We start from the raw sequence: 19911 nt of genomic DNA, 5'->3' as shown, positions 1-19911 counted from the left end.
AAGGTATGGTCTTAGCGTCCGATAAGTGCCGTGAGAAGGAGTTATACGCCGTGACCGCCCTCCCCTACCAGGTCCGCGCCATGCTGCGCACCTACGGACGGCAGGTGACCACGGCCAGGCGCCTGGCCCGCTACCGACGCTCGCTCGTGGCCGCCGAGGCCGAGGACGACGTCCGGATCTCCCGGGAGGCCAAACGCCGGGAACTGGTCGGCCGGGTGGCGGCGGAGATCGTGGAAAACTGCCTTGTGACCGGATCGGACACGCCGGTGGTGGAGGAGATCAAGGCCGAACTGGAAGAGGAACTCGGATTCCCGCTCCTTTTCGCCTATCCTCCGGAAGACCAGGAGATGCGCATTTTCATAGTCCGCGACGAAAGCGCGCCCGAGGAACTGACCGGAGAGGTCAAGGCCGCGACATTCAAGCGGTTATGGGAATTGGCCCTGGAAAAAGTAGACGAGACAATGCTCTAAATTTCGGTCCCCCCGCTGCCGATAGGTATGATGCGACGGAGAATGCGGGAGGGGGTAGCCATGGACATCAAGACGGTACTGGGCATCAACCAATCCTACGGCCAAAGCCGGGTCGGCCGGGGCGAAGCCGGCGAGACGGCTGGCGCCGGACGCGGCAAGAGTGCCGAATCCGGCGGCGCCGTCGGCTCCGACCGGGTGACCCTGTCCGACGGCGCCAAGCTGGTCTCCCTGGCCGCCAGCCAGGCCAAGGACGCCCCGGAGGTGCGCTCGGACCGGGTGGCCGCCCTCAAGGCCCAGGTGGATGCCGGCACCTACCAGCCGGACTCCAAAAAGATCGCGGAAAAAATGCTGACCATGGAGTCGGACCTGTTCGGCTAGAACCGATCCGCCTTCCCGGCAAAAAAGCCTTCCAGGCCGGCAACCGGTCTGGAAGGCTTTTCTTTTTGCGGGGACCCGACGGCGGGGGCCGGCCGGGCGCTTATTTCCTGGTCGGGACCATGCCCGGCGTGTAGTGGGCCGGGTAGCGGGAGTCGGTCTGGGGGATTTGCAGGCCGATGCGGGCCTCGTTGTTGAGCACGATGGGGCCGCTCAGATTGAGGGTGGTCCGCTCGGGCATGCCCTGGGGAATGGTCACGGTCACGAGGAGGGTGGCCTGTTCCCGGGTTTCGATGCCGAGAAGCCGCCGGTCGGCGTCGCCGATGACGACCTCGTATTCGGTCATGAAACTGTAGGGATCGGCCACGAGCAGGCCGAGCTTGGGATCATCGAGGCTTTGCAGGACCAGAAACGGCGATTCCTCGCGTACCTGGATCAGGGTGAATTCCCGGTGGCCCATGAAACCGATCAGACCCCGTGGAAAGGTCAGCACGCGGTCCTCGGGCAGACTCATGCGCCCAAGGCGCGTTTCCACTACTCGTTCGTTTTTTTTGGCCATAACTTCGCCGCTGCCAGGACATCGGAATCCGAGGCGCAAAGCGCCTGCCGATTCTGCTCGAGCACCCGCAGATAAACCTCTTCGCGATACACCTGCATATCGTCGGGCACTTCGAGGCCGATTTTGATCTGCTTGCCCTGGACGCCAAGGACAGTGATCTTGATGTGGTCGCCGAGGTGCAGGCTCTCGCCCGGCCTTCGGGTCAAAATGAGCATGAACGCCCACGCCCCCAATTAGTGTTCCGGGCGGGAAAAATTCCGTCTTCGCGCCCTGTTAGGATGGGTCTTACGCGGCGGGGGCACCCCTTGTCAACGGGTGGGCGGCCGCCGGCCATCTAAATGTAGCTGACCAGCGACAGATTCATGACCATGCTCGAGGACTTGAGCACGGCCTGGTAGGCCAGCTCCTGCTCGGAAAGCTTGGTGATGAGCGTGGTCAGGTCCGCGTCCTCCACCTTGCTCAAGGTGGTGGTGGAATTCTCCGCCAGGGTGTCGACCATGGTCCCGGCCGAGGTGACCCGGTTTTCCTTGGCGCCGACCGAGGCCGCGGTGGTCAGGATCTGCTGCTGGGAGGCGGTCAGGTTGTCGAGGGCCTCCTGGCAGCCGGCCTGGTTGTTGGTTTCCAGGTAGCCGACCAGCTTGCCCACGGTCTCGAACAGGTTGGCGGCGTCGGAACCGTTGAAGGTGGCGGCCTGGTTGAGCTTGACGTTCGCCGGCGGCGGAGTCGGGTTGGCGACCGTTTTTTCGTAGATGCCGCCGAAGATGTCCTTGCCGACCCCGTTGACCACGACCGAATCGGTCGGGGAAATGGCCAGGCTGATATCGGTCGTGCTCGGCTGGATGAAGAACTGGTCGCCGTCAGCCGGGGTGCCGGAGAGGGTCAGGACCCCGCCGGGAACGGACAGGGACGTCGGCGGCCCGGGCAGGCCGGACTTGTTGCCGGTCATCCAGCTCGTGCCGCCGTCGGTGCTGTAGGAATAGGAATAAGTGGGCCCGCTGGTGGTGTCGTCGACACGGACCATGACGTTGCCGGAAAAAGTGCCCTCGGCCGACGCGACGACGGCATTGTTGGCGCTGGTCACCGCGATGTCTTCTTTGGTGTTGCCCTGATAGTAGGCCGCCGGACGAATCCACAGCCAGGTGCCGCTCGAATCCTCGTGGTTGGCGCTGGCTTTCGCGGCGGCCAGCGCTCCGTCCGACATGGTCAGGTTGACGCCGCCCATTTGGAGGGTTTGCGTCCCGGCCGCGGGCGTGGCCGAATAGGTGCCGGCGGTCCAGGTCTGGCCGCCATCGGCAGTGTACTCGAAGGCGGGCGGGCTGGCCGTGGTGTCGGTGAACTGCACGAGCACGGTCGAGTCGGTGTCGCCCTCGACGGTGTAGCCGGGGTTCGGCCAGGCGGCCAGGGCCGTGTCGAAGGCGGTGTCGTTGGAGGTCATGCCGAGTCCTTCGGTAAAGGCCTCGGTGTCGGTCTTCTGGCCCGCGAACAGCGAGTTGCCGCTGTAGGTGGTGTTGGCCTGGGAGATGAGCTGCTGGAAATACTGCCTGACGGCCGAGGCGATCTCGCCCCGGTTCTCGTCCGTGATCGTGCCGGTGGCCCCCTGCTCGGCGTAGCCCTTGATGGTGGTAATGAGCGTGCTGACCGAAGTGAGCGTGCTGTCGGCCTGGTTGAGCCAGCCGTTGGCCGTGGTGATGTTGCGCTTGTACTGGCCGAGCTGGTCGATGTCGGCCCGCGTATTGAGCACCGTCACCGCGCCGTTGGGGTCGTCGGAGGGGGCGTTGATGCGCTTTTGGGTGGAGGCCTGGTTGTTGGTCTCCATCAGCCGGGACAGGGCGGCGTTGTTCTGGCTGATGACGTTGCCGTAGATGAGCTGCTGGGTGACGCGCATGGCCATGGGGACCTCCGGGCTAGTTTTTCAGCCCAAGCACCGTCTCCATCAGCTGGTCGGCCGTGCTGATGAGCTTGGCCGCGGCCTGATAGGAGTGCTGAAACTTGATCATGTTCGTCAATTCCTCGTCCAGGTTGACGCCCGAGGCAGACAGCTGGGCCGCGTCGAGTTGGGCGGCCAGGGTGCTCTGGTAGGAGGCCTGGTACGAGGCGTTGGCCGTATCCGAGCCGATCTTGCCGACCAGGCCGCTGTAGTATTCGCCGAGGGTCTGGCTGACCGGAGCCTGGCCGGTCACGTAAAAGGAGATGTCCTTGTCCTCGAGGGCCGCGAGGGCCTTGGCCGTGGTGTTGTCGCCCGAGGCCAGCAGGCCGTCGGCGCCCACATGGCCGACGCAGACCTTGTTGGTGTCGCTGGCCACGACGCTGTTGACCGCCACATCCCCGGCCGTGGATCCGGTCAGGAGCGTGTTGACGCCAAGAGCGGCCAGGGCCCCGGAGGAATCGTCGCCGAACCGGAAACTGCTGCCCGTGGCCGAGGCGATCGAAAGCCGGCCGTTGACCACCGAGGCGGTCAGGTAGGTCGGCGAAAAGGCGGTGTTGATCGAGGCCACGATGTCGTCCAGGGAATCGTGGGCGAGATCGCCCGTATCGACCTGGATGGCCGCCTGGATCGGCTCGCCGGTCGCGGCGTCCGTGGCCAGCTTCCCGTCGGCGTCGTAGACGTACATCATGAAGGACCCGGCTTCCAGGCGGTCGCCGAAGGCCAGGCCGGCCCCGGCGCTCGACAGGGCGGCCGTGGAATCGTTGACGCTGTAGCTTCCCTGGACCTCGGTGAAGGGGGTCAGGCCCGCGCCCTGGGAGTGGATGCGGTTGACTTCCCAGACCAGGGACTTGGCCATGGCGTCGAGGGTCTTCTGGTAGCTGCCGAGTTCCTCGTCGCGGAAAAGAAAGGTGCCGGTCAGCGAGCCGCCGGTCAGGCGCGAGGGGTTGTCCGTGCCGTCGCCGTACTGCTGGGGGGTGACGTTCACCGGCGTGCCGGCCGTGGTGTACCAGTACAGGGCCTTTTTGGGGACCAGGGTGAAGGTGTCGCCCTCCTCCAGGGTGCCCGTGGCGTCGGTCGGATCGGTGGTCGAGCCGAACCAGACGTCGAGGTCGCCGACCTTGACCTTGCCGGTGTCGCCGTCGGCCTGGAAGGTGGCGACAGTGCCGTCGTCGTTGGTCAGCCAGGTCTTGCCGCCGTCAAGCGACGCCTCGAAAGTCGCGCCGCCGACGCCGCCGAGGCCGCCGCTCGTCTTCACCCGGAGCGTATATTCGGACGTGTCGCTGCCTTCGTAATAGGCCTGGACGTCGGAGCCGGCCGTGATCGAGTCACTGGAGAGCTGGCGCACGGTCTTGCCCTGCTCGTACTTGAATTCGTAGGACACCATGCCGTCGACGATGGTCTGGCCGGCATTGGTGTTGACCGTGAGGTTGCCCCGGCCGTTGTCGATGACGTTGACGTCGACCAGGGCCGAGAGCTCGCGGATCTTCTTGTCGCGGGCATCGTAGAGGCCGTTTGGGATATTCTGGCCGTCGACCTGGGTCGAGTTGATCTGCTTGTTGAGGTCCGCGATGTCCTTGGCCAGCTGGTTGACGGTTTCGACGTCGGCGGCGATGGCCTGGTCGGCCTGGCTCCGGAGCTGTTCGATGGAGGAGGACATGGACCGGTAGAGGCCAAGGAGCGTGTTGGTGTCGTCGAGCATGGTCTGGCGCGTGGCCGCGCTGTCCGTGTTGCCCGTCAGATCGCCCCAGTCGCCGAACAGGTTCGACAGGGAGGCGTTCACGCCTTTGCTGTTGGACTCGTTGACCAGGTTCTGCATGCTGGACAGGCCCGCGTACAGGGTCTGGAACCGGTCCCGGGCCGTGCCCCGCTGCAGGTACTGGGCCTCGATGAACTGGTCGTGGGAGCGGACCACCTCCTGGGCCACCACGCCCGAACCGAGCTGTCCGGCCGAGCCGCTGACGTAGCTCCCGTCCTTGGTGATGAGGGTCTGCTTGCTGTAGCCCTCGGTGTCGACGTTGGCGATGTTGTTGCCCGTGACCTGCAGGGCGGCCTGGGACGTGGACAGGGCCGAACGCCCGATGGACAGGAGGGAGCTCAGGCTCGACATCAGAGCCTCCCGCTAAAAAGGCTGGCCCCGGGCGCGGCCCGGCCGATGCGGCCCTTGGCTCCGTAGACGGTCTTTTTGGGAATGAGCAGATTCTGGAGGTTGTCCAGGCTGCTTTTGGTCACGTCGTAGAGACCAAGGGCCATGGCGTAGTTGCGGCCGGCCTGCTTGGCGCACCGCTGCTCGGTGGCGTCGATGCCGGCAAAGAGCTTGCCCGCCTGTTCGGCCTGCTCCGGGGAAAACCGGCCGATGACGTCGGCCAGGCGCTTCGCCGCCGGATCCAGGGCCGCGTACAGGGCGTGCAGGGAGCGGCGCTCGGTGGCCAGCTGGCGCAACAGCTCCTGGATGGAAAATTCGATGGAGGCCACGCCGCCGGGGTTGCGGGCCGTCAGGTGGGAAAATTCTTCCTTTTGCAGGACTTCCAGAAGCATCACGGCCCGCTGCTGCCGCAGGAGATTGGAAAGAATTCTCACGATCATGGCCGTTTCCCCTTCATCACAAACGATTACGGCTGTTTACATCACACCTTGAAGCAGTCCCGACCCGGCCAGCAGGGTTTCCGGGTCCACCGTCTCGCCGCCCCGGCGCAGCTCGAAGTGTAGATGCGGCCCGGTGGAACGCCCGGTGCTGCCTACCTCTGCAATTTTTCCGCCAGCCGCGACGGTCTCGCCGGCCTTGACGGAATAACCGCGCAAGTGCCCGTAAACACTCTTCCATCCTCCCGGATGCTCGATCTCGACCACGTTGCCGTAGCCCCCCTTGGTGCCGGCAAAAACGACCGTGCCGTCCCAGCAGGCCGAGACCTGGCTGCCGCTGGTGGCCGCGATGTCCATGCCCGCGTGCCAGGCCCGCTTGCCCTTGAAGGGATCGCTGCGCCAGCCGTACTCCGAGGTGATGTCCCCCGTGACCGGGGCGCTTAAGGGCACGGCGGCCTGGGCCTGGGCCGCGGCCGGGTCCACGGGCGTCGCGGTCGCCGGGGCATGGGAGGCGGCCAGGGCATCGACGCCGGGCCGGGCCAGGGCCGTGGCCAGGCTCGGATCGGCGGCCGCCGCCCCGTCGTCATCCTCGTCATCCTCGGAAAGGCCGGCGGCGCCGGCCTTACCGGACGCGGCCAGGGCGGGATCGGCATGGCCGGCCTGGCCGGCCGGGATGTGGGCGGGCGCCAGCCGGTTGGCCGGCACGATGTCGCCCTTTCCGGCCACACCCTCGTCCTGGCCGAGGACCTTGCCCTTCAGCTGCCGGTACATCATATCGGCCAGGCCGATGCCGCCGTCGGCCGCCATCTTGTCGCTCATGGCCTTGTCGAACATGGAATAGTACTGGTCCTCGTATTGGCCGTGGAGGATGCCGTCCTTGGGCACGGTGGCCCGCATCTTGGCGAAAAGCTGGGAAATGAAGACCGATTCGAAACCCTGGCAGGCCTCGCGCAGCTTGGCTTCCTTGGTCTTGCCGCCGGCCAGGCTCTTTTGCAGGGCGTCCACGCGCAGCTTCTGCGCGACGTCGTCCTGCATGGCCGCGGTGGCGGCCAGATCGCCCATGCCGTCCGGGAGGCTCACGGCTAGTTGACCTCCAGGTCGGCGGCCAGGGCCCCGGACGATTCCAGGGTCCGCAGGATGCTGATGAGGTCCCGGGGCGTGGCGCCGAGGGCGTTTAAGCCCTCGACCAGTTCCTGCAACGTCGCGCCCTCGATCATCTTGAGCTTTCTGTTCTCCTCGTTGACCCCGATGTTGGTCTGGGGCGTGACCACGGTCTGGCCGCCCGAGAACGGCAGGGGCTGGGACACGTCGGCCGATTCCTGGACCTGGATCTGGAGGTTGCCGTGGGTGACGGCCACAGGCGAGATCTGGACGTTCTGGCCAAGGACGACGGTGCCGGTCTTCTCGTCCACCACCACCCGGGCCCGGCTGTCGGGCGTCACCTCGATGTTCTCGATGGCGGCCATGAGCGGGGTCAGGTTGCCCTGGTTTTCCGGGGCCACGGCCAGCCGGATGGTGCCGGCGTCCACGGCCGTGGCCATGGCCGCGCCCATGGTCTCGTTGACCCGCTTGGCCACCCGGGTGGCGGTGGAGAAATCGGGATTGCGCAGGGAAAGCGTCAGGTCGGTCTGGTCGTTGAACGAGAAGGCGACGGCCCGCTCCACATTGGCCCCGCCCGGCAGAATGCCGACGGTGGTGATGTTCTTGGACACCGACGCCCCGGCCCCCTGGGCCGACACGCCGCCGACCAGGACCGAGCCCTGGGCGATGGCGTAGATGTTGCCGTCAACGCCCTTTAACGGCGTGACGAGCAGGACCCCGCCAAGCAGGCTCGTGGAGTCGCCAAGGGAGGAGACCGTAACGTCGATGCGGCTGCCCGGCTTGGCCGAGACCGGCATCTGGGCCGTGACCATGACCGCAGCCACGTTTTTGGGCTTGAGCGTCGCCCGGTCCACGCGCACGCCCATCTTGTCCAGCATGTTGAAGATGGACTGGACCGTGAAGTCCGAGCCGCGCTGGTCGCCCGTGCCCGAAAGCCCGACCACCAGGCCGTAGCCGACGAGCTGGTTTTTGCGCATGCCGGAGACGCTCGCGATGTCCTTGATGCGGGCGCCGTGGGCCGGCCGGGCCAGGCAGAAAAGGATCGCCGCCAGAACCAGCAGGCTCGTCAGAAAAATGACCGCCGGGTCGGGCTTGGCCAGGACGCCCTGGCGGCCGGCATCGCATGCGTGACGTGGGTGCATGTCCATACGCTCCCTGGAAAATCCCTTAAAACGGCCAGACGTTGTCGAGGATGCGGGTCAGCCAGCCGCTCTTCTGGCGGTCGGCCAGGTCGCCCTCGCCGTAGTATTCGATCTGGCAGTCGGCCAGCTGGGTCGAGGGCACGGTGTTGTCCGGGCCGACGTCGATGGGCCGCACGAGTCCCCGGACCACGATGATCTGGTTTTCGTTGTTGACGCGCGTCTGCCTGGCCCCTTCGACCTGCATGACGCCGCCGGGCAGGATGTTGACGATGCGGCAGCCGATGGCCGCGGTCACGGCCGACTCGCGCTTGGTCTCGCCCTTGCTCTGGAACTTTTCGGCCGTGTTGGTGCTGACCATGGGATCGGAGCCGACCAGGCCCTTCATGCCGAAATTGGGGCCGCCGAGCTGGCCGGACAGGTTGCCGGCCAGGTCCTTGTTGCCGAAGTAGCTGCCGACGCCAAGGACGTTGCTCGCGGTCTTGTCGTTTTTGGTCTCGGCCTTGAGGTCGGACTTGGAGGTGTCCACGATGTTGATGGTCAGGATGTCGCCAATGCGCCGGGCCCGGGTGTCGTCGAAAAGAAAAGTGGGCTGGTTCTGGCTGAAGACCGAGCCCGGATTTTCGGCCGGCGGCGGGGCCTTGGCCACGGTCGGCGTGACCTGCGGCATGGGCGCGGCCTTTTTCGAGGCCGGGGCGCAGGCAGCCAGGGAACATCCGGCCAATACCAGGAGAAAAAGTGTGTTGCGTTTCATTTCGGTTCCATCCTTTGGGCTCGGGGCGCTCATGCCGGACACATCCCTGTGGCCGGCCCCATCCGGCTACTGCACCACCACCGTGGACCTGTCCCGGACGATCCCGGTGATTTCCCGGGTGCTTTTGGGGTTTTTGACCGTGATCCTGCCGCCCGGGGCCCCGTCGCTCAAGGCCTCGCCAAGGAGGGTCAGGCGCAGGGACCGGCCCTCGTAGACCACCTTGACCTGATCGCCCCGAAGGACCAGCGGCATGGGCTCCATCTCGTCGGCCATGATGACCTGGCCCGCGCCGACCCCCCGCCTGGCCCGCCACTGGCTGTCGCCGGGCTCGAAAATCCGGCCCTTGATTCCGGCCATGTTGCGGCGTTCGTACACGTAGGCGCTCTGTTCCACGGCAGCTCCGTCCTTGGGCATGATCGGTTTGATGGCCACGGGCACGCGGGCGAAATATTCGACCACGGCTTCCGCCGGGACCTGTTGCAATATCCTTGCCCCGGAGCCGGCGACCACGAACTTGAACGGCATTTTTCCGGCGCCGGCCTCCCCGGCCTCGACCGTCACGCCCGTGGACTGGTCATCGACAAAAAGGTGGTCCGGCACGGACACCGACACCAGCCTGGCCTCGGGTCCAAGGGCCGCGATCTTCGGCGTCAAGGTTTCGACGGCCATGGCCCGAAGCTCCTCGCCCGGGACCACCCTGCCCCCGCGCATGAGGGTCAGCTGGTTTGGCAGGACGTATTCCACGGGCGCGTCGCGCAGGTAGTAGCGCAGGCCCTCCAGGACCTTGGAAGCGGCGATGACCGTCTGCTTGCCCACGGTCTCCGGGGAATACCACAGCGGCGTGGCCCCGAGCGCGGCCCAGGCCTCGGCCGGGAACTCGCCCTGGGGCGAGGCGATTTCGGACAAGAGCACCCGTTCGCCCGCGGCCGTGGCCGCCTCCCTGACGGAGAGCCGCCACAGGGCGGCCCCGGCCGGCCAGGCGGCCAGGAACACGGACAGACACATGACGGCGGCGAGCGCCGAGCGGAGCATGCGGCGTTTCATGGCGTTCTCCTGGGTCCCGGGGTCCGGTTACCGCTTCACGTTGACGGCGGTCTGAAGCATGCCGTCGGCCGTGGTGATGGCCTTGGAGTTGGCCTCGTAGGCCCGTTGGCCGACGATGAGCCCGACCATTTCGTCCACGAGCTCCACGTTTGACATCTCGAGAAACCCCTGGGCCAGGGTGCCGGCATTCTGGTCGCCGGGGGTCACTTCCTGGGCGTCGCCCGAGGCCTGGGTGGTGGAATAGAGGTTTCTGCCCTCGGCGGTCAGGCCGGGGCTGTTGATGAAGGTATAAAGCGGGATGTCGGTCTCCCCTTGCGCGGCCCCGTTCTGGTCGAGGCAGGACAGGTGGCCGTTTTCCGTGATGGTGATGGACTTGGTGCCGGCCGGCACGGAAAAGGCCGGCTGGAGCGGATAGCCGTTGGCCGTGACGATGGTGCCGTCCTGGTTGAGCTTGAACGAGCCGGCCCGGGTGTAGAGGTCGCGGCCGTTGACGTCGACCTTGAAAAAGCCCTCGCCCTGGATGGCGATGTCGAGCTGGTTGCCGGTGTTTTGCAGGTCGCCCTGGGTGAAGAACTTGTGGACCGTCGTCGGCTTGACGCCAAGGCCGACCTGCAGGCCCGTGGGCAGGCGGTTGCCGCCCACGGTCTCGGTGCCGGCCACCTGCTGGGTCTGGTACATCAGGTCCTCGAACTCGGCCCGGCTCTTCTTGAAGCCGACCGTGTTCACGTTGGCCAGGTTGTTGGACATGGTGTCTATCTGCATCTGCATGGCCACCATGCCGGTGGTGGCCGTCCAAAGGGAACGCATCATGATGTTCTTCCTCCCTTACGCCTTGCTATTTTTCCGTGCCCATGCGGATGGCCTTGGTGTCGAGCTCGTTCGAGTTGGTCATGACCTTCTGGTAGGCCTCGAAGGTCCGCTGGGTTTCGATCATGGTGACCATCTCCTCCACCACCTCGACATTGGGTTTTTCCAGGTAGCCCTGGGCCACCTGGGTGGTGCCGCCCTCGGCCGGGCCTTCCTGGACGGTGGCACCGTCCGCGGCCGTGTAGAGGTTGGCCCCGTATTTCCGGAGGGCGTCGGGGTTTTGCACATTGACCACGTCGATTTGCGCCACCTGGCCGCCGTCGACGTAGACCGCGCCCGTGGCGTCGACCGAAAAGCTCCGCCCGTCCGGGATCTGGATGGGGCCGCCGTTGCCGAGGACCGGGTAGTCCTGGTCGGTGACGAGCATGCCCTGGGAGGAGCGGTGGAAGGCGCCGTTTCGGGTGTAGTAGGTGCCGCCGGCGTTCGAGACCTTGAAGAATCCCGGCCCCTGGATGGCCAGGTCGAGCGGATTGCCGGTCAGCTGGAGCGCGCCCTGGGAGAAGTCGATGGTCTGCATGGCCAGGCGCGGCTTGGCGATCAAATCGGCCCGGGGAAAGATCTCCTTCTCGCGGAGGTCGCCGCGCGGGTCGACATGGTAGTCGTGGGCGTAGCGCTTGAAGGTGTCCTCGAAGGCCACCCGGTCGCGCTTGTAGCCGGTGGTGTTGATGTTCGCCAAATTATTGGCGGACAAATTCAGGCGCGTTTCCGTGGACAAGGCCCCGAACAGGGCGCTGTACATGCTCATTTCCATGGGACGCAGTCCTCCTCGGCCCGGGCTTTGCAACATGCGGGCCAGGGGGAGGCGGCGGCCGGGGACAGGGCCGTGGCCGCCCCGGCCGGCGCACGGCGTGTTTGACAATCCGGCGAAACAGGGATCTACTCCCAATCCCCGCCACAGCCGGAAGCGTCGGGAGCCGCCCTGGCCCGGGCTTGGTTTTTTCCTCAGCCCGCCCAACTTGTCTTGACAAATGCGGGTGAAGTGGTATTTCCTTCCATTCGAGCGGGCGTAGCTCAGCTGGTAGAGTACAAGCTTCCCAAGCTTGGTGTCGCGAGTTCGATCCTCGTCGCCCGCTCCAAAACCTGAGTCTCCCAACCGAACGGTTGTCGTGACAAGGTGGGCCTGACGATCGGTCCACTTTTTTTTTGCTGACAAAGGACGCCATGCACCGAACACACGTCGTGCCGGATAAAATACGGGAGCTCATCTCCCCCTTCCTCGCCTCCATGGGCCTTGTGGTCTGGGGTGTGGAACTGGCTGCGTCGGGCCATCGCCAGTTGGTGCGCCTTTACCTCGACTTGGCCGCGGATACGCCGCGTACGCCCGAGCGCCGGGGCGTGACCATCGACGAGTGCGCCCGGGCCAGCCGGCACCTGGCTACGCTGCTGGAGATGGAAGACCTCTTCCACGATCCCTATGTCCTGGAAGTCTCCTCGCCGGGCCTCGGACGGCGCTTTTTCGAGCCGGCCCAGCTTCCCGCCTACGTCGGCCAGGTCATCGAGGCCAAGCTGACCGTGCCCCGCGACGGCCGCAAGCGGTTTAAGGGGGTGCTGACGGCGGTCGAGGGCGAACGCGTCACCATACTGGTCGACGCGGCCCCCGAAGCCTTCCCGCTTTCGTTTGATTTTGAAGAGGCGGAAAAAGTCCGCCTCATCCACGCCTTTGACGCCATTTCCGAAGGAGGGGCCGGGGACGACGCGTCGTCCTGAGCCTCGGAGGTAACCCCATGACGGAACTGAAAAAAGCTATCGATCAGATCAGCAAGGACCGGGGCATAGACCGTGACCTGCTGGTCGATACCCTGGAGGAAGCCGTCCGCTCGTCCGTGATCCGCAAATACGGCGAAAACCTCGACGTCGAGGTCAGCTACAACGACGAGCAGGGTGAGATCGAAGTCTACCAGTTCAAAGTCGTGGTGGAAGACGACGACGTGGCCGATCCGGCCGCCGAGATCTGCCTGGCCGACGCCCGGGCCATCGACCCCAACGTGGCCCTGGAAGACGAGATGGGCTTCAAGCTCACGGTCGAGGACCTCGGGCGCATCGCGGCCCAGTCCGCCAAGCAGGTGATCATCCAGCGCATGCGCGACGCCGAGCAGGAGATCATCTACGAGGAATACAAGGACAGGAAGGGCGAGATCATTTCCGGCATCATCCAGCGCCGCGACCGGTCGGGCTGGATCATCAACCTCGGCCGCACCGAGGCCCTTTTGCCCAAGGAAGAGCAGATCCCGCGCGAGCGCTACAAGCGCGGCGACCGGGTCCAGGCCTATATCATCGAGGTCCTGCCTTCCGGCCGCGGCCCCCAGATCATCGTGTCGCGCACCCACGCCGACTACATGAAGGCCCTTTTCGCCCGCGAGGTGCCGGAAGTCTCCGACGGCACGGTCAAGATCGTGGGCGTGGCCCGCGATCCCGGCTCCCGGGCCAAGGTGGCGGTCATCTCCAAGGACCGGGACGTGGATCCGGTCGGCGCCTGCGTCGGCATCCGGGGTTCGCGCATCCAGAACATCGTGCAGGAACTGCGCGGCGAGCGGATCGACATCGTGGTCTGGAATCCGGAAATCGCCACCTACGCCGCCAACGCCCTGTCCCCGGCCCGGGTCACCCGGATTTCCGTGGACGAGGACGACAAGGCCCTCGAGGTGGTGGTCACCGACGACCAGCTCAATCTGGCCATCGGCCGCAAGGGACAAAACGTCAAGCTGGCGGCCAAGCTTCTTGGCTGGAAGATCGACATTTTCACCGAATCCCGCTTCCGCGAGGTCAACGCGTCCAAGAAGTTCCTGGAGCAGTTGGCGAGCGTGGCCGAGATTCCGGTGGACAACATCATCTCCGCCGGCTTCGAGTCCATGGAACAGCTGGCCGACGCGCCCGACGAAGCCATCGACGCCATAAGCGGCATGACGCCGTCCAAACGCAACGACCTGCGCGCGGCCCTCAAGCTCATGGGCGTGGTGGCCACCCGGGACGCGGCGGCGGAAGGCGAGGACGCCGAGGCGTCGGAAGCACAAGACGCCGAGGCATCGGAAGCGCAAGACGTCGAGGCGACCGATGGACAAGGCGCCGAAGCGGCGGATGGACAGGACGCCGAGGCGGATGGACAAGACGCCGCGCCGGCCGTCCCCCAGGACGTCGAAACGGCAGACCCCCAGGATATTTCCAAGGAAGGCGACGACGCCGCACCGCATACCCCGGAGACGGATACCACCCGATGACGCAACACGATACGCCGGGACGTCCCGCCATTCCCACGCGCATGTGCGTGATCTGCCGCACCCGTTTTTCCAAGAGCGACCTGCTGCGCCACGTGGCCGCGCCCGGTGACAGACAATGCCTCGTGCCCGATCCCCGGGCCCACATGCCCGGACGGGGGCACTATCTCTGCGCCAACCCCGCATGCGCCGAGAAATTTTCGAAATACTCCGGGCGGTCCAGGCGCCGGAGGGGGGGTCAAGGTGAATAAGATCAGAATCAAGGACATTACCAAGGATCTGGGCGTCGGCAACAAAGAGATGCTCCAAATCCTGCGCGAGCTCGGCATCCAGGTCAAAAGCCAGATGGGCACGCTCTCCGACGAGGAAGCGAGCCAGGTTCGGGCCCGGGTGCGCCAGGGCGACTCCGGCCGCGCCCAGATCATCGACACCGAGGTCCAACCCGGCGTCATCGTCCGCCGCCGCAAGGCCGCCCCGCCCCCGCCCCCCCAGGCGACGGCCGCCCCCGTGACTCCGGAACCCGAGGCCGCGGCCGAGGCGACACCCGTGGCCAGCCACGAGGCGATGCCCGTCGACAGCCCGGAACCCGAAACGGCGCCGGAAACGGCGTCCGTGGCCGAGGAGCCCGTGGCCGCGAAACCGGCCTCGCAAGCAGAGGCTCCGGCCGCCCGGCCCGTCATCATGGAAACCGCCCGGGTCATCCGGCCGGCCCATGTCCCGGCGCCGGAAAAAGCGCCCGAGCCCGCCCCGGCCGAAGAACCGGTCGCTCCGGCCCCGGAAGCCGCCGAGGAGAAAACCGCCGCTCCCGAGCGCGCGGAAGACGCCTCCGCCCCGGCCGAAACGGCCGCTCCCGAGGCCCCGGCAGCGGCCGAAGCCCAGGCCGGCGAACCGACCGGAGCAACCGGGGACACGACCGCCCCGGTCGCCGCCGACGCAGCCGGTGAAGCCGCCGCCCCGACGGACCAGGCCCAGGCCGACGCCGCGGCCGACCGCCGCCGCAAGCCTCGGCGGCCCGAGCCGACCGCACCCAAGGTCCGCATCATTTCCATGCCCGATCCGAAAAAGGAGCCGACCCCCGCTCCCCGTCCGGCCGGACGCGAGGCCCCGCGTCCGGGCGCCCGTCCGGCTCCCGGCGGCGCGCCCCGGTTCACGCCCGGCGGCGCGCCGGGCGGCGCTCCCCGCCCGGCCGGCCGGCCCGTGCCCGGGGCACCCCCGGCACCGACCGACGACGCCAAGAAGCGCAAGAAAGACCGTCGGGTCGTCGAGTTCACGCCCCAGAGCGCCGAAGAGGAAGCCCGCCGCAAGGGCGGCCTCGGCGCCGGCAAGGGCGGCGGCAAGAAGAAGCCCGGCGACGTCCAGGACCGCACCGGCGGCCGCATGGGCGGCAAATTCAAGCGCAAGAAAAATCGCGACGACTTCCTCCAGACCAAGGTCGACGCCGGTGCCCAGCCCATGAAGCAGGCCAAGCGCAAGATCCGCATGGAAGAGACCATCCGCGTCTCGGACCTGGCCAAGCAGATGGGAGCCAAGGCCCAGGACCTGATCAAGGTCCTGCTCGGCCTCGGGGCCCTCGTCACCATCAACCAGTCCCTGGACGTGGAAACCGCGACCCTGGCCGCGTCGGAATTCGGCTTCGAGGTCGAGAAGTTCGGCTTCTCCGAGGACGCCTACCTGATCGCGGCCGAGGCGGACAAGCCGGAAGACTTGAAGCCCCGTCCCCCGGTCGTCACCATCATGGGCCACGTCGACCACGGCAAGACGTCGCTTTTGGACGCCATCCGCTTCTCCAACGTGGTGTCCGGCGAGGCCGGCGGCATCACCCAGCACATCGGCGCCTACCACGTGTCCACGGCCCGGGGCGACATCGTCTTCCTCGACACCCCCGGTCACGAGGCCTTCACCGCCATGCGCGCCCGCGGCGCCCAGGTGACCGACATCGTGGTCCTGGTCGTGGCCGCCGACGACGGCGTCATGGACCAGACCCGCGAGGCGGTCAACCACTCCCGGGCCGCCGGCGTGCCCATCGTGGTCGCGGTCAACAAGATCGACAAGCCCGACGCCAACCCGGACCGGGTCAAGCGCGAACTGGGCGAACTCGGCCTTGTGCCCGAGGAATGGGGCGGCGAGACCATTTTCGCCAACGTCTCGGCCAAGCAGAAAATCGGCCTCGACGAACTGCTCGAAATGATCCTGTTGCAGGCCGAAGTGCTGCAGCTCAAGGCCAACCCGGACAAGCTGGCCCGGGGCCATATCGTCGAGGCGCGCCTCGACAAGGGCCGCGGCCCCGTGGCCACGGTGCTCATCCAGGAAGGCACCCTGCACCAGGGCGACGCCTTTGTCTGCGGCGTCTTCTCCGGCCGCGTGCGGGCCGTGTTCGACGACCAGGGCAAGAAGATCAAGGAAGCCGGACCGGCCATCCCGGTCGAGGTCCAGGGCTTCGAGGGCGTGCCCGAGGCCGGCGACGAGTTCGTCGGACTCGAGGACGACAAGGTCGCCCGCCGCATTGCCGACGCCCGCTCCATCAAACAGCGCGAACGCGAACTCGGCAAGGCCTCCAAGGTGACCCTCGAGACCTTCCTGGCCAGCAAGCCCGACGCCGAAGCCCAGACGCTCAACCTGGTGCTGAAAACCGACGTCCAGGGTTCCCTTGAGGCGATTTCCGACGCCGTCAACAAGCTGTCCACGGAAAAGGTCAAGGTCAACATCATCCACACGGGTGCCGGGGCCATCACCGAGTCCGACATCCTGCTGGCCTCGGCCTCCCAGGCCATCATCATCGGCTTCAACGTCCGGCCGACCATCAAGGTCAAGGAAATGGCCGAGCGCGAGAGCGTTGACATCCGCTTCTACGACATCATCTACAAGCTGGTCAGCGAGATCAAGGACGCCATGTCCGGCATGCTCGCCCCGCTGATCCGCGAGCAGTATCTCGGCCAGGCCGAGGTCCGCGACACCTTCAGCGTGCCGAAGGTCGGCATGGTGGCCGGTTGCGGCGTGCTCGACGGCAAGCTGACCCGAAATGCCGGGGTGCGGCTTGTGCGCGACGGCGTGGTGGTCTACACCGGCAAGCTGGCTTCGCTTCGCCGCTTCAAGGACGATGTCAAGGAAGTCACCAAGGGTTATGAATGCGGCGTGGGACTTGAAAACTACAACGACATCAAGGTCGGCGACGTGATCGAGGCCTTCGAGTCGGTGGAAGAGAAAGCCACGCTGTAACGGACGATACGGTGCGGGGGGCGGCCCACGCCCCCCGTTTCCGAAGCCGGCCGGCCAGCCGGCCAGGCACCCCCCGGCGACGGGGGAAGGCACACCATGGTCGTAGGCGTCCTCACGCTCCAATTCGCCCTCCACGGCAACGACTCCCTCAAGGGCAAGCGCCGCGTGGCCCAGAGCCTCAAACGGAAGCTTCGCAACAAATTCAACGTGGCCGCGGCCGAGACCGCCATGCAGGAATCCCTGGACACCCTTGTCCTTGCCGCCGTCACCATTTCCGCCGACGCCACCTATGCCCGGGGCCTGCTCCAGAAGGCCCTCAACATGGTCGTGGCCACGGCCGAGGCCGAACTCGTGGACGACGACATCGAGATACTCACGCTTTGAACCACCGGAACAGTCTATGAAGCGCCCCGAATCACGCCGGTCCACGAAACTTGCCGACCAGATCGCCCGCGAAATGGCCACGGCCCTCCTTGAGGACGTCCAGGACCCCCGCCTGGAACTCGTCACCATTTCCGGCGTGGCCCTCAATGCCGATATGTCCATCGCCCGGGTCTATTACACGTTAAGCGGCGACGAGGCCCGGATGGCCGCGGCGGCCAAGGGCCTCGAACAGGCCAAGGGTTTTTTGCGCACCCTCCTTGGCCAACGGTTGCGCATGAAGTTCGTGCCCGAACTGCGCTTCGCCCGCGACACCTACCTTGAGGACATGGTCTATGCCCACCCCGAGGCATGAGATCGTCCGCCGCATCCGGGAAGGCCGGACCTTCCTGGTGGCCGCCCACGCCTCGCCGGACGGCGACGCCCTGGGCTCCACCGCGGCCATGGGCTTTGTCCTCGAGGCGCTCGGCAAGACGTTCACCCTTTTAAACGACTCGCCGGTGCCGCCCCAGTACGGCTGGATGGAGCTGCCCGGACCGCTTTTGGCCGCCCCGGCCTCCGACGACTACGACCTGGCCATCGTCCTCGACTGCGGCGACGCCCCGCGCCTGGGCAGGCTCCGGGACATCCTCGATCCGGCCCGCATGGCCGTCATCGACCACCACCTCGGCAACCCGGGATTCGGGGCCGTCAACTGGGTTTCGCCCGGCCACTGCGCCACGGGCGAGATGGTGGCCCTGCTCGCCAAGGACCTTGGCGTGCCGCTTACCGGCCCCCTGGCCGAGGCCCTCTATACGGCCATGGCCACGGACACGGGCTTTTTCAGCTTCAGCGGCACCACGGCCACCTGCATGGAACTCGGAGCCGAGCTCATCCGGGGCGGGCTCGACGTGGGCGCGACCGGGGCCCGCATCAAGAACCAGTGGACTGTCGGCCGGGTGCGGTTGTGGTCCGAGGCCCTGGGCGAGCTTTCCCTGCGTGACCATGGACAGGTCGGCCTGATCAGGGTATCGCAGGAAATGCTCAAGCGGGCCGGAGCCGGCCCCGAGGACTGCGAGGGGCTTATCAACAACGCCCTGCGCATCAAGGGCGTGGACGCGGCCATCCTGGTGCGCGAACTGCCGGCCGGCGGGCTCAAATTTTCCCTGCGTTCGGTCGGCGCGGTCGACATCCAGGCCGTGGCCGCCGCGTTCGGCGGGGGCGGCCACAAAAACGCCGCCGGCGGCACGCTGTCCCTGCCCCTGGCCGAGGCCGAGGACGTCCTGGCCGCAGCCGTGGCCCAGGCCGTGGAGGCTGTCCGTGGGGCGTAGGAAGATTTCGGCCTGCCAGCTCCACGGGGTGCTGGTCCTCAACAAACCGAGCGGGCCCACGTCCAACGCTTGCCTGACGGCCATAAAAAGGCTCGGCCAGTCGAAGATCGGCCATGCCGGGACGCTCGATCCCCTGGCCGCCGGGGTGCTGGTCGTGCTCCTTGGCGAGGCGACCAAGATCGCGCCCTATGTGATGGAAGGCGAGAAGACCTATCTCGGCGGCCTCTGCCTCGGGCAGACCACGGACACCTACGACATCCAGGGGGCCGTGACGGCCGAGGCTCCGTGGGAGCACGTCACTCCCGAGCTCCTGGCCGAGGCCGTTGCGGCCTGGACCGGGGAGACGAGCCAGGAAGTGCCGGCCTATTCGGCGGCCAAACACCAGGGACGGCCCCTCTACGAACTGGCCCGAAAGGGCCTGGACGTTCCGGTCAAGCACAAGGAAATTTCCGTTTTCGACGCGCGGATCGTGACGAACGAACCGCCGTCGGCGACTTTCCGGGTTCGGGTCTCTTCAGGCGTCTATATACGCTCCCTGGTCCACAGCTTGGGGAAGCGACTTGGATGCGGCGCCGTCATGACCGCCCTGACCCGGGAAGCAAGCCGTCCCTTCGACCTGACGCAGGCGCACGACTTGGCCGACATCCTGGACGCCCCGGGAACGCTGCCCGATCGGATCATTCCCATCGAGGCGGCGCTTCCCCACTGGCCGACGGTGTCGCTGACGGCCGCCGAGGCCGCCCTGGTGCGCCAGGGCGTGCGCGTTCCCGCCGACCCGGCCCTGCCGGCCGGCACGAACGCCCTGCTGACGGACGAGGCGAAAAGGCCCCTGGCCCTGGCCAGGGCCGAAGGAACGGACGGCGGGCGCAGCAGGTGGGCCATCGTGCGCGGTCTCTTCGGCGACCCGCAACCGGCCCGGCCCGGCGGACAGACCGTCCCCGAGCGAACATCCACCCCCAACTCTGGAGGATAGCGC

At 66.6% G+C, this 19911-nt stretch carries 21 protein-coding genes and 1 tRNA gene; 11 read left to right on the top strand and 11 right to left on the bottom strand.

Annotated features, from left to right (window positions below):
- The first annotated feature begins 50 nt into the window (after positions 1-50).
- Positions 51-470: a DVU0524 family FlgM-associated protein gene (locus DFW101_RS00935; protein WP_043642605.1), complete on the top strand. Its 420-nt coding sequence runs from the start codon at positions 51-53 to the stop codon at positions 468-470.
- Between the two features lie 60 nt (positions 471-530).
- Complete coding sequence (gene flgM, locus DFW101_RS00930; protein WP_009179658.1) at positions 531-848, top strand: flagellar biosynthesis anti-sigma factor FlgM; 318 nt, start codon at positions 531-533, stop codon at positions 846-848.
- 100 nt (positions 849-948) lie between these two features.
- On the opposite strand, the gene fliW is transcribed toward flgM, so the two are convergent.
- From fliW to flgF, 11 genes are all read right to left on the bottom strand, one after another.
- Positions 949-1404: a flagellar assembly protein FliW gene (fliW, locus tag DFW101_RS00925; RefSeq protein WP_009179657.1), complete on the bottom strand. Its 456-nt coding sequence runs from the start codon at positions 1402-1404 to the stop codon at positions 949-951.
- Positions 1380-1619, bottom strand: a complete 240-nt coding sequence (gene csrA / locus DFW101_RS00920; protein ID WP_009108947.1) for a carbon storage regulator CsrA — start codon at positions 1617-1619, stop codon at positions 1380-1382. The genes fliW and csrA overlap by 25 nt, the downstream gene beginning before the upstream one ends.
- Positions 1620-1738: 119 nt before the next feature.
- On the bottom strand, positions 1739-3295 hold the full coding sequence (gene flgL, locus DFW101_RS00915) for a flagellar hook-associated protein FlgL (RefSeq protein WP_009179656.1): 1557 nt from the start codon (positions 3293-3295) through the stop codon (positions 1739-1741).
- 13 nt (positions 3296-3308) lie between these two features.
- Positions 3309-5438 carry a flagellar hook-associated protein FlgK gene (gene flgK, locus DFW101_RS00910; protein ID WP_009179655.1) on the bottom strand — a complete coding sequence of 710 codons (2130 nt, stop codon included), beginning with the start codon at positions 5436-5438 and terminating at the stop codon, positions 3309-3311.
- Positions 5438-5914 (bottom strand): flagellar export chaperone FlgN, encoded by a 477-nt coding sequence (gene flgN / locus DFW101_RS00905; RefSeq protein ID WP_009179654.1) that lies wholly within the window; start codon positions 5912-5914, stop codon positions 5438-5440. Before flgN ends, flgK begins: the two co-directional genes overlap by 1 nt.
- Before the next feature lie 36 nt (positions 5915-5950).
- Entirely contained in the window at positions 5951-6991 is a 1041-nt protein-coding gene (locus tag DFW101_RS00900) for a peptidoglycan DD-metalloendopeptidase family protein (RefSeq protein WP_009179653.1), read from the bottom strand.
- A gap of 2 nt (positions 6992-6993) precedes the next feature.
- Positions 6994-8154, bottom strand: coding sequence for a flagellar basal body P-ring protein FlgI (locus DFW101_RS00895; RefSeq protein ID WP_009179652.1), 1161 nt, complete (start codon positions 8152-8154; stop codon positions 6994-6996).
- A 25-nt stretch (positions 8155-8179) separates the two neighbouring features.
- Positions 8180-8905, bottom strand: a complete 726-nt coding sequence (locus tag DFW101_RS00890; protein WP_009179651.1) for a flagellar basal body L-ring protein FlgH — start codon at positions 8903-8905, stop codon at positions 8180-8182.
- 66 nt (positions 8906-8971) lie between these two features.
- Entirely contained in the window at positions 8972-9949 is a 978-nt protein-coding gene (flgA, locus tag DFW101_RS00885; protein WP_009179650.1) for a flagellar basal body P-ring formation chaperone FlgA, read from the bottom strand.
- A 27-nt stretch (positions 9950-9976) separates the two neighbouring features.
- On the bottom strand, positions 9977-10759 hold the full coding sequence (gene flgG / locus DFW101_RS00880; protein WP_009179649.1) for a flagellar basal-body rod protein FlgG: 783 nt from the start codon (positions 10757-10759) through the stop codon (positions 9977-9979).
- A 25-nt stretch (positions 10760-10784) separates the two neighbouring features.
- On the bottom strand, positions 10785-11567 hold the full coding sequence (gene flgF, locus DFW101_RS00875; protein ID WP_009179648.1) for a flagellar basal-body rod protein FlgF: 783 nt from the start codon (positions 11565-11567) through the stop codon (positions 10785-10787).
- A 249-nt stretch (positions 11568-11816) separates the two neighbouring features.
- On the opposite strand from flgF, the gene DFW101_RS00870 reads away from it, so the two are divergent.
- From DFW101_RS00870 to truB, 9 genes are all read left to right on the top strand, one after another.
- Positions 11817-11892 (top strand) — tRNA-Gly (locus DFW101_RS00870).
- An 85-nt stretch (positions 11893-11977) separates the two neighbouring features.
- A complete protein-coding gene (locus tag DFW101_RS00865) occupies positions 11978-12523 on the top strand; it encodes a ribosome maturation factor RimP (RefSeq protein ID WP_009179647.1) in 546 nt (181 codons plus the stop codon).
- A 17-nt stretch (positions 12524-12540) separates the two neighbouring features.
- Positions 12541-14031 (top strand): transcription termination factor NusA, encoded by a 1491-nt coding sequence (nusA, locus tag DFW101_RS00860; protein ID WP_009179646.1) that lies wholly within the window; start codon positions 12541-12543, stop codon positions 14029-14031.
- Positions 14028-14279, top strand: coding sequence for a YlxR family protein (locus DFW101_RS18830; RefSeq protein WP_009108959.1), 252 nt, complete (start codon positions 14028-14030; stop codon positions 14277-14279). Before nusA ends, DFW101_RS18830 begins: the two co-directional genes overlap by 4 nt.
- Positions 14272-17244: a translation initiation factor IF-2 gene (gene infB, locus DFW101_RS00855; RefSeq protein ID WP_009179645.1), complete on the top strand. Its 2973-nt coding sequence runs from the start codon at positions 14272-14274 to the stop codon at positions 17242-17244. The genes DFW101_RS18830 and infB overlap by 8 nt, the downstream gene beginning before the upstream one ends.
- Positions 17245-17340: 96 nt before the next feature.
- The gene (locus tag DFW101_RS00850; RefSeq protein WP_009179644.1) at positions 17341-17628 is read left to right on the top strand and encodes a DUF503 domain-containing protein; all 288 of its coding nucleotides are present in this window, start codon (positions 17341-17343) and stop codon (positions 17626-17628) included.
- Between the two features lie 16 nt (positions 17629-17644).
- Positions 17645-17980, top strand: a complete 336-nt coding sequence (gene rbfA / locus DFW101_RS00845; protein WP_009179643.1) for a 30S ribosome-binding factor RbfA — start codon at positions 17645-17647, stop codon at positions 17978-17980.
- Positions 17961-18935: a DHH family phosphoesterase gene (locus DFW101_RS00840; RefSeq protein ID WP_009179642.1), complete on the top strand. Its 975-nt coding sequence runs from the start codon at positions 17961-17963 to the stop codon at positions 18933-18935. Before rbfA ends, DFW101_RS00840 begins: the two co-directional genes overlap by 20 nt.
- Complete coding sequence (gene truB / locus DFW101_RS00835) at positions 18925-19908, top strand: tRNA pseudouridine(55) synthase TruB (protein WP_009179641.1); 984 nt, start codon at positions 18925-18927, stop codon at positions 19906-19908. The genes DFW101_RS00840 and truB overlap by 11 nt, the downstream gene beginning before the upstream one ends.
- Positions 19909-19911 lie beyond the last annotated feature (3 nt).

It is taken from the genome of Solidesulfovibrio carbinoliphilus subsp. oakridgensis, assembly GCF_000177215.2.
Lineage (GTDB): Bacteria > Desulfobacterota > Desulfovibrionia > Desulfovibrionales > Desulfovibrionaceae > Solidesulfovibrio > Solidesulfovibrio carbinoliphilus.
The sequence above is the reverse complement of the archived record's forward strand: the minus strand, read 5'-3'. Positions and strand labels throughout refer to the sequence as shown.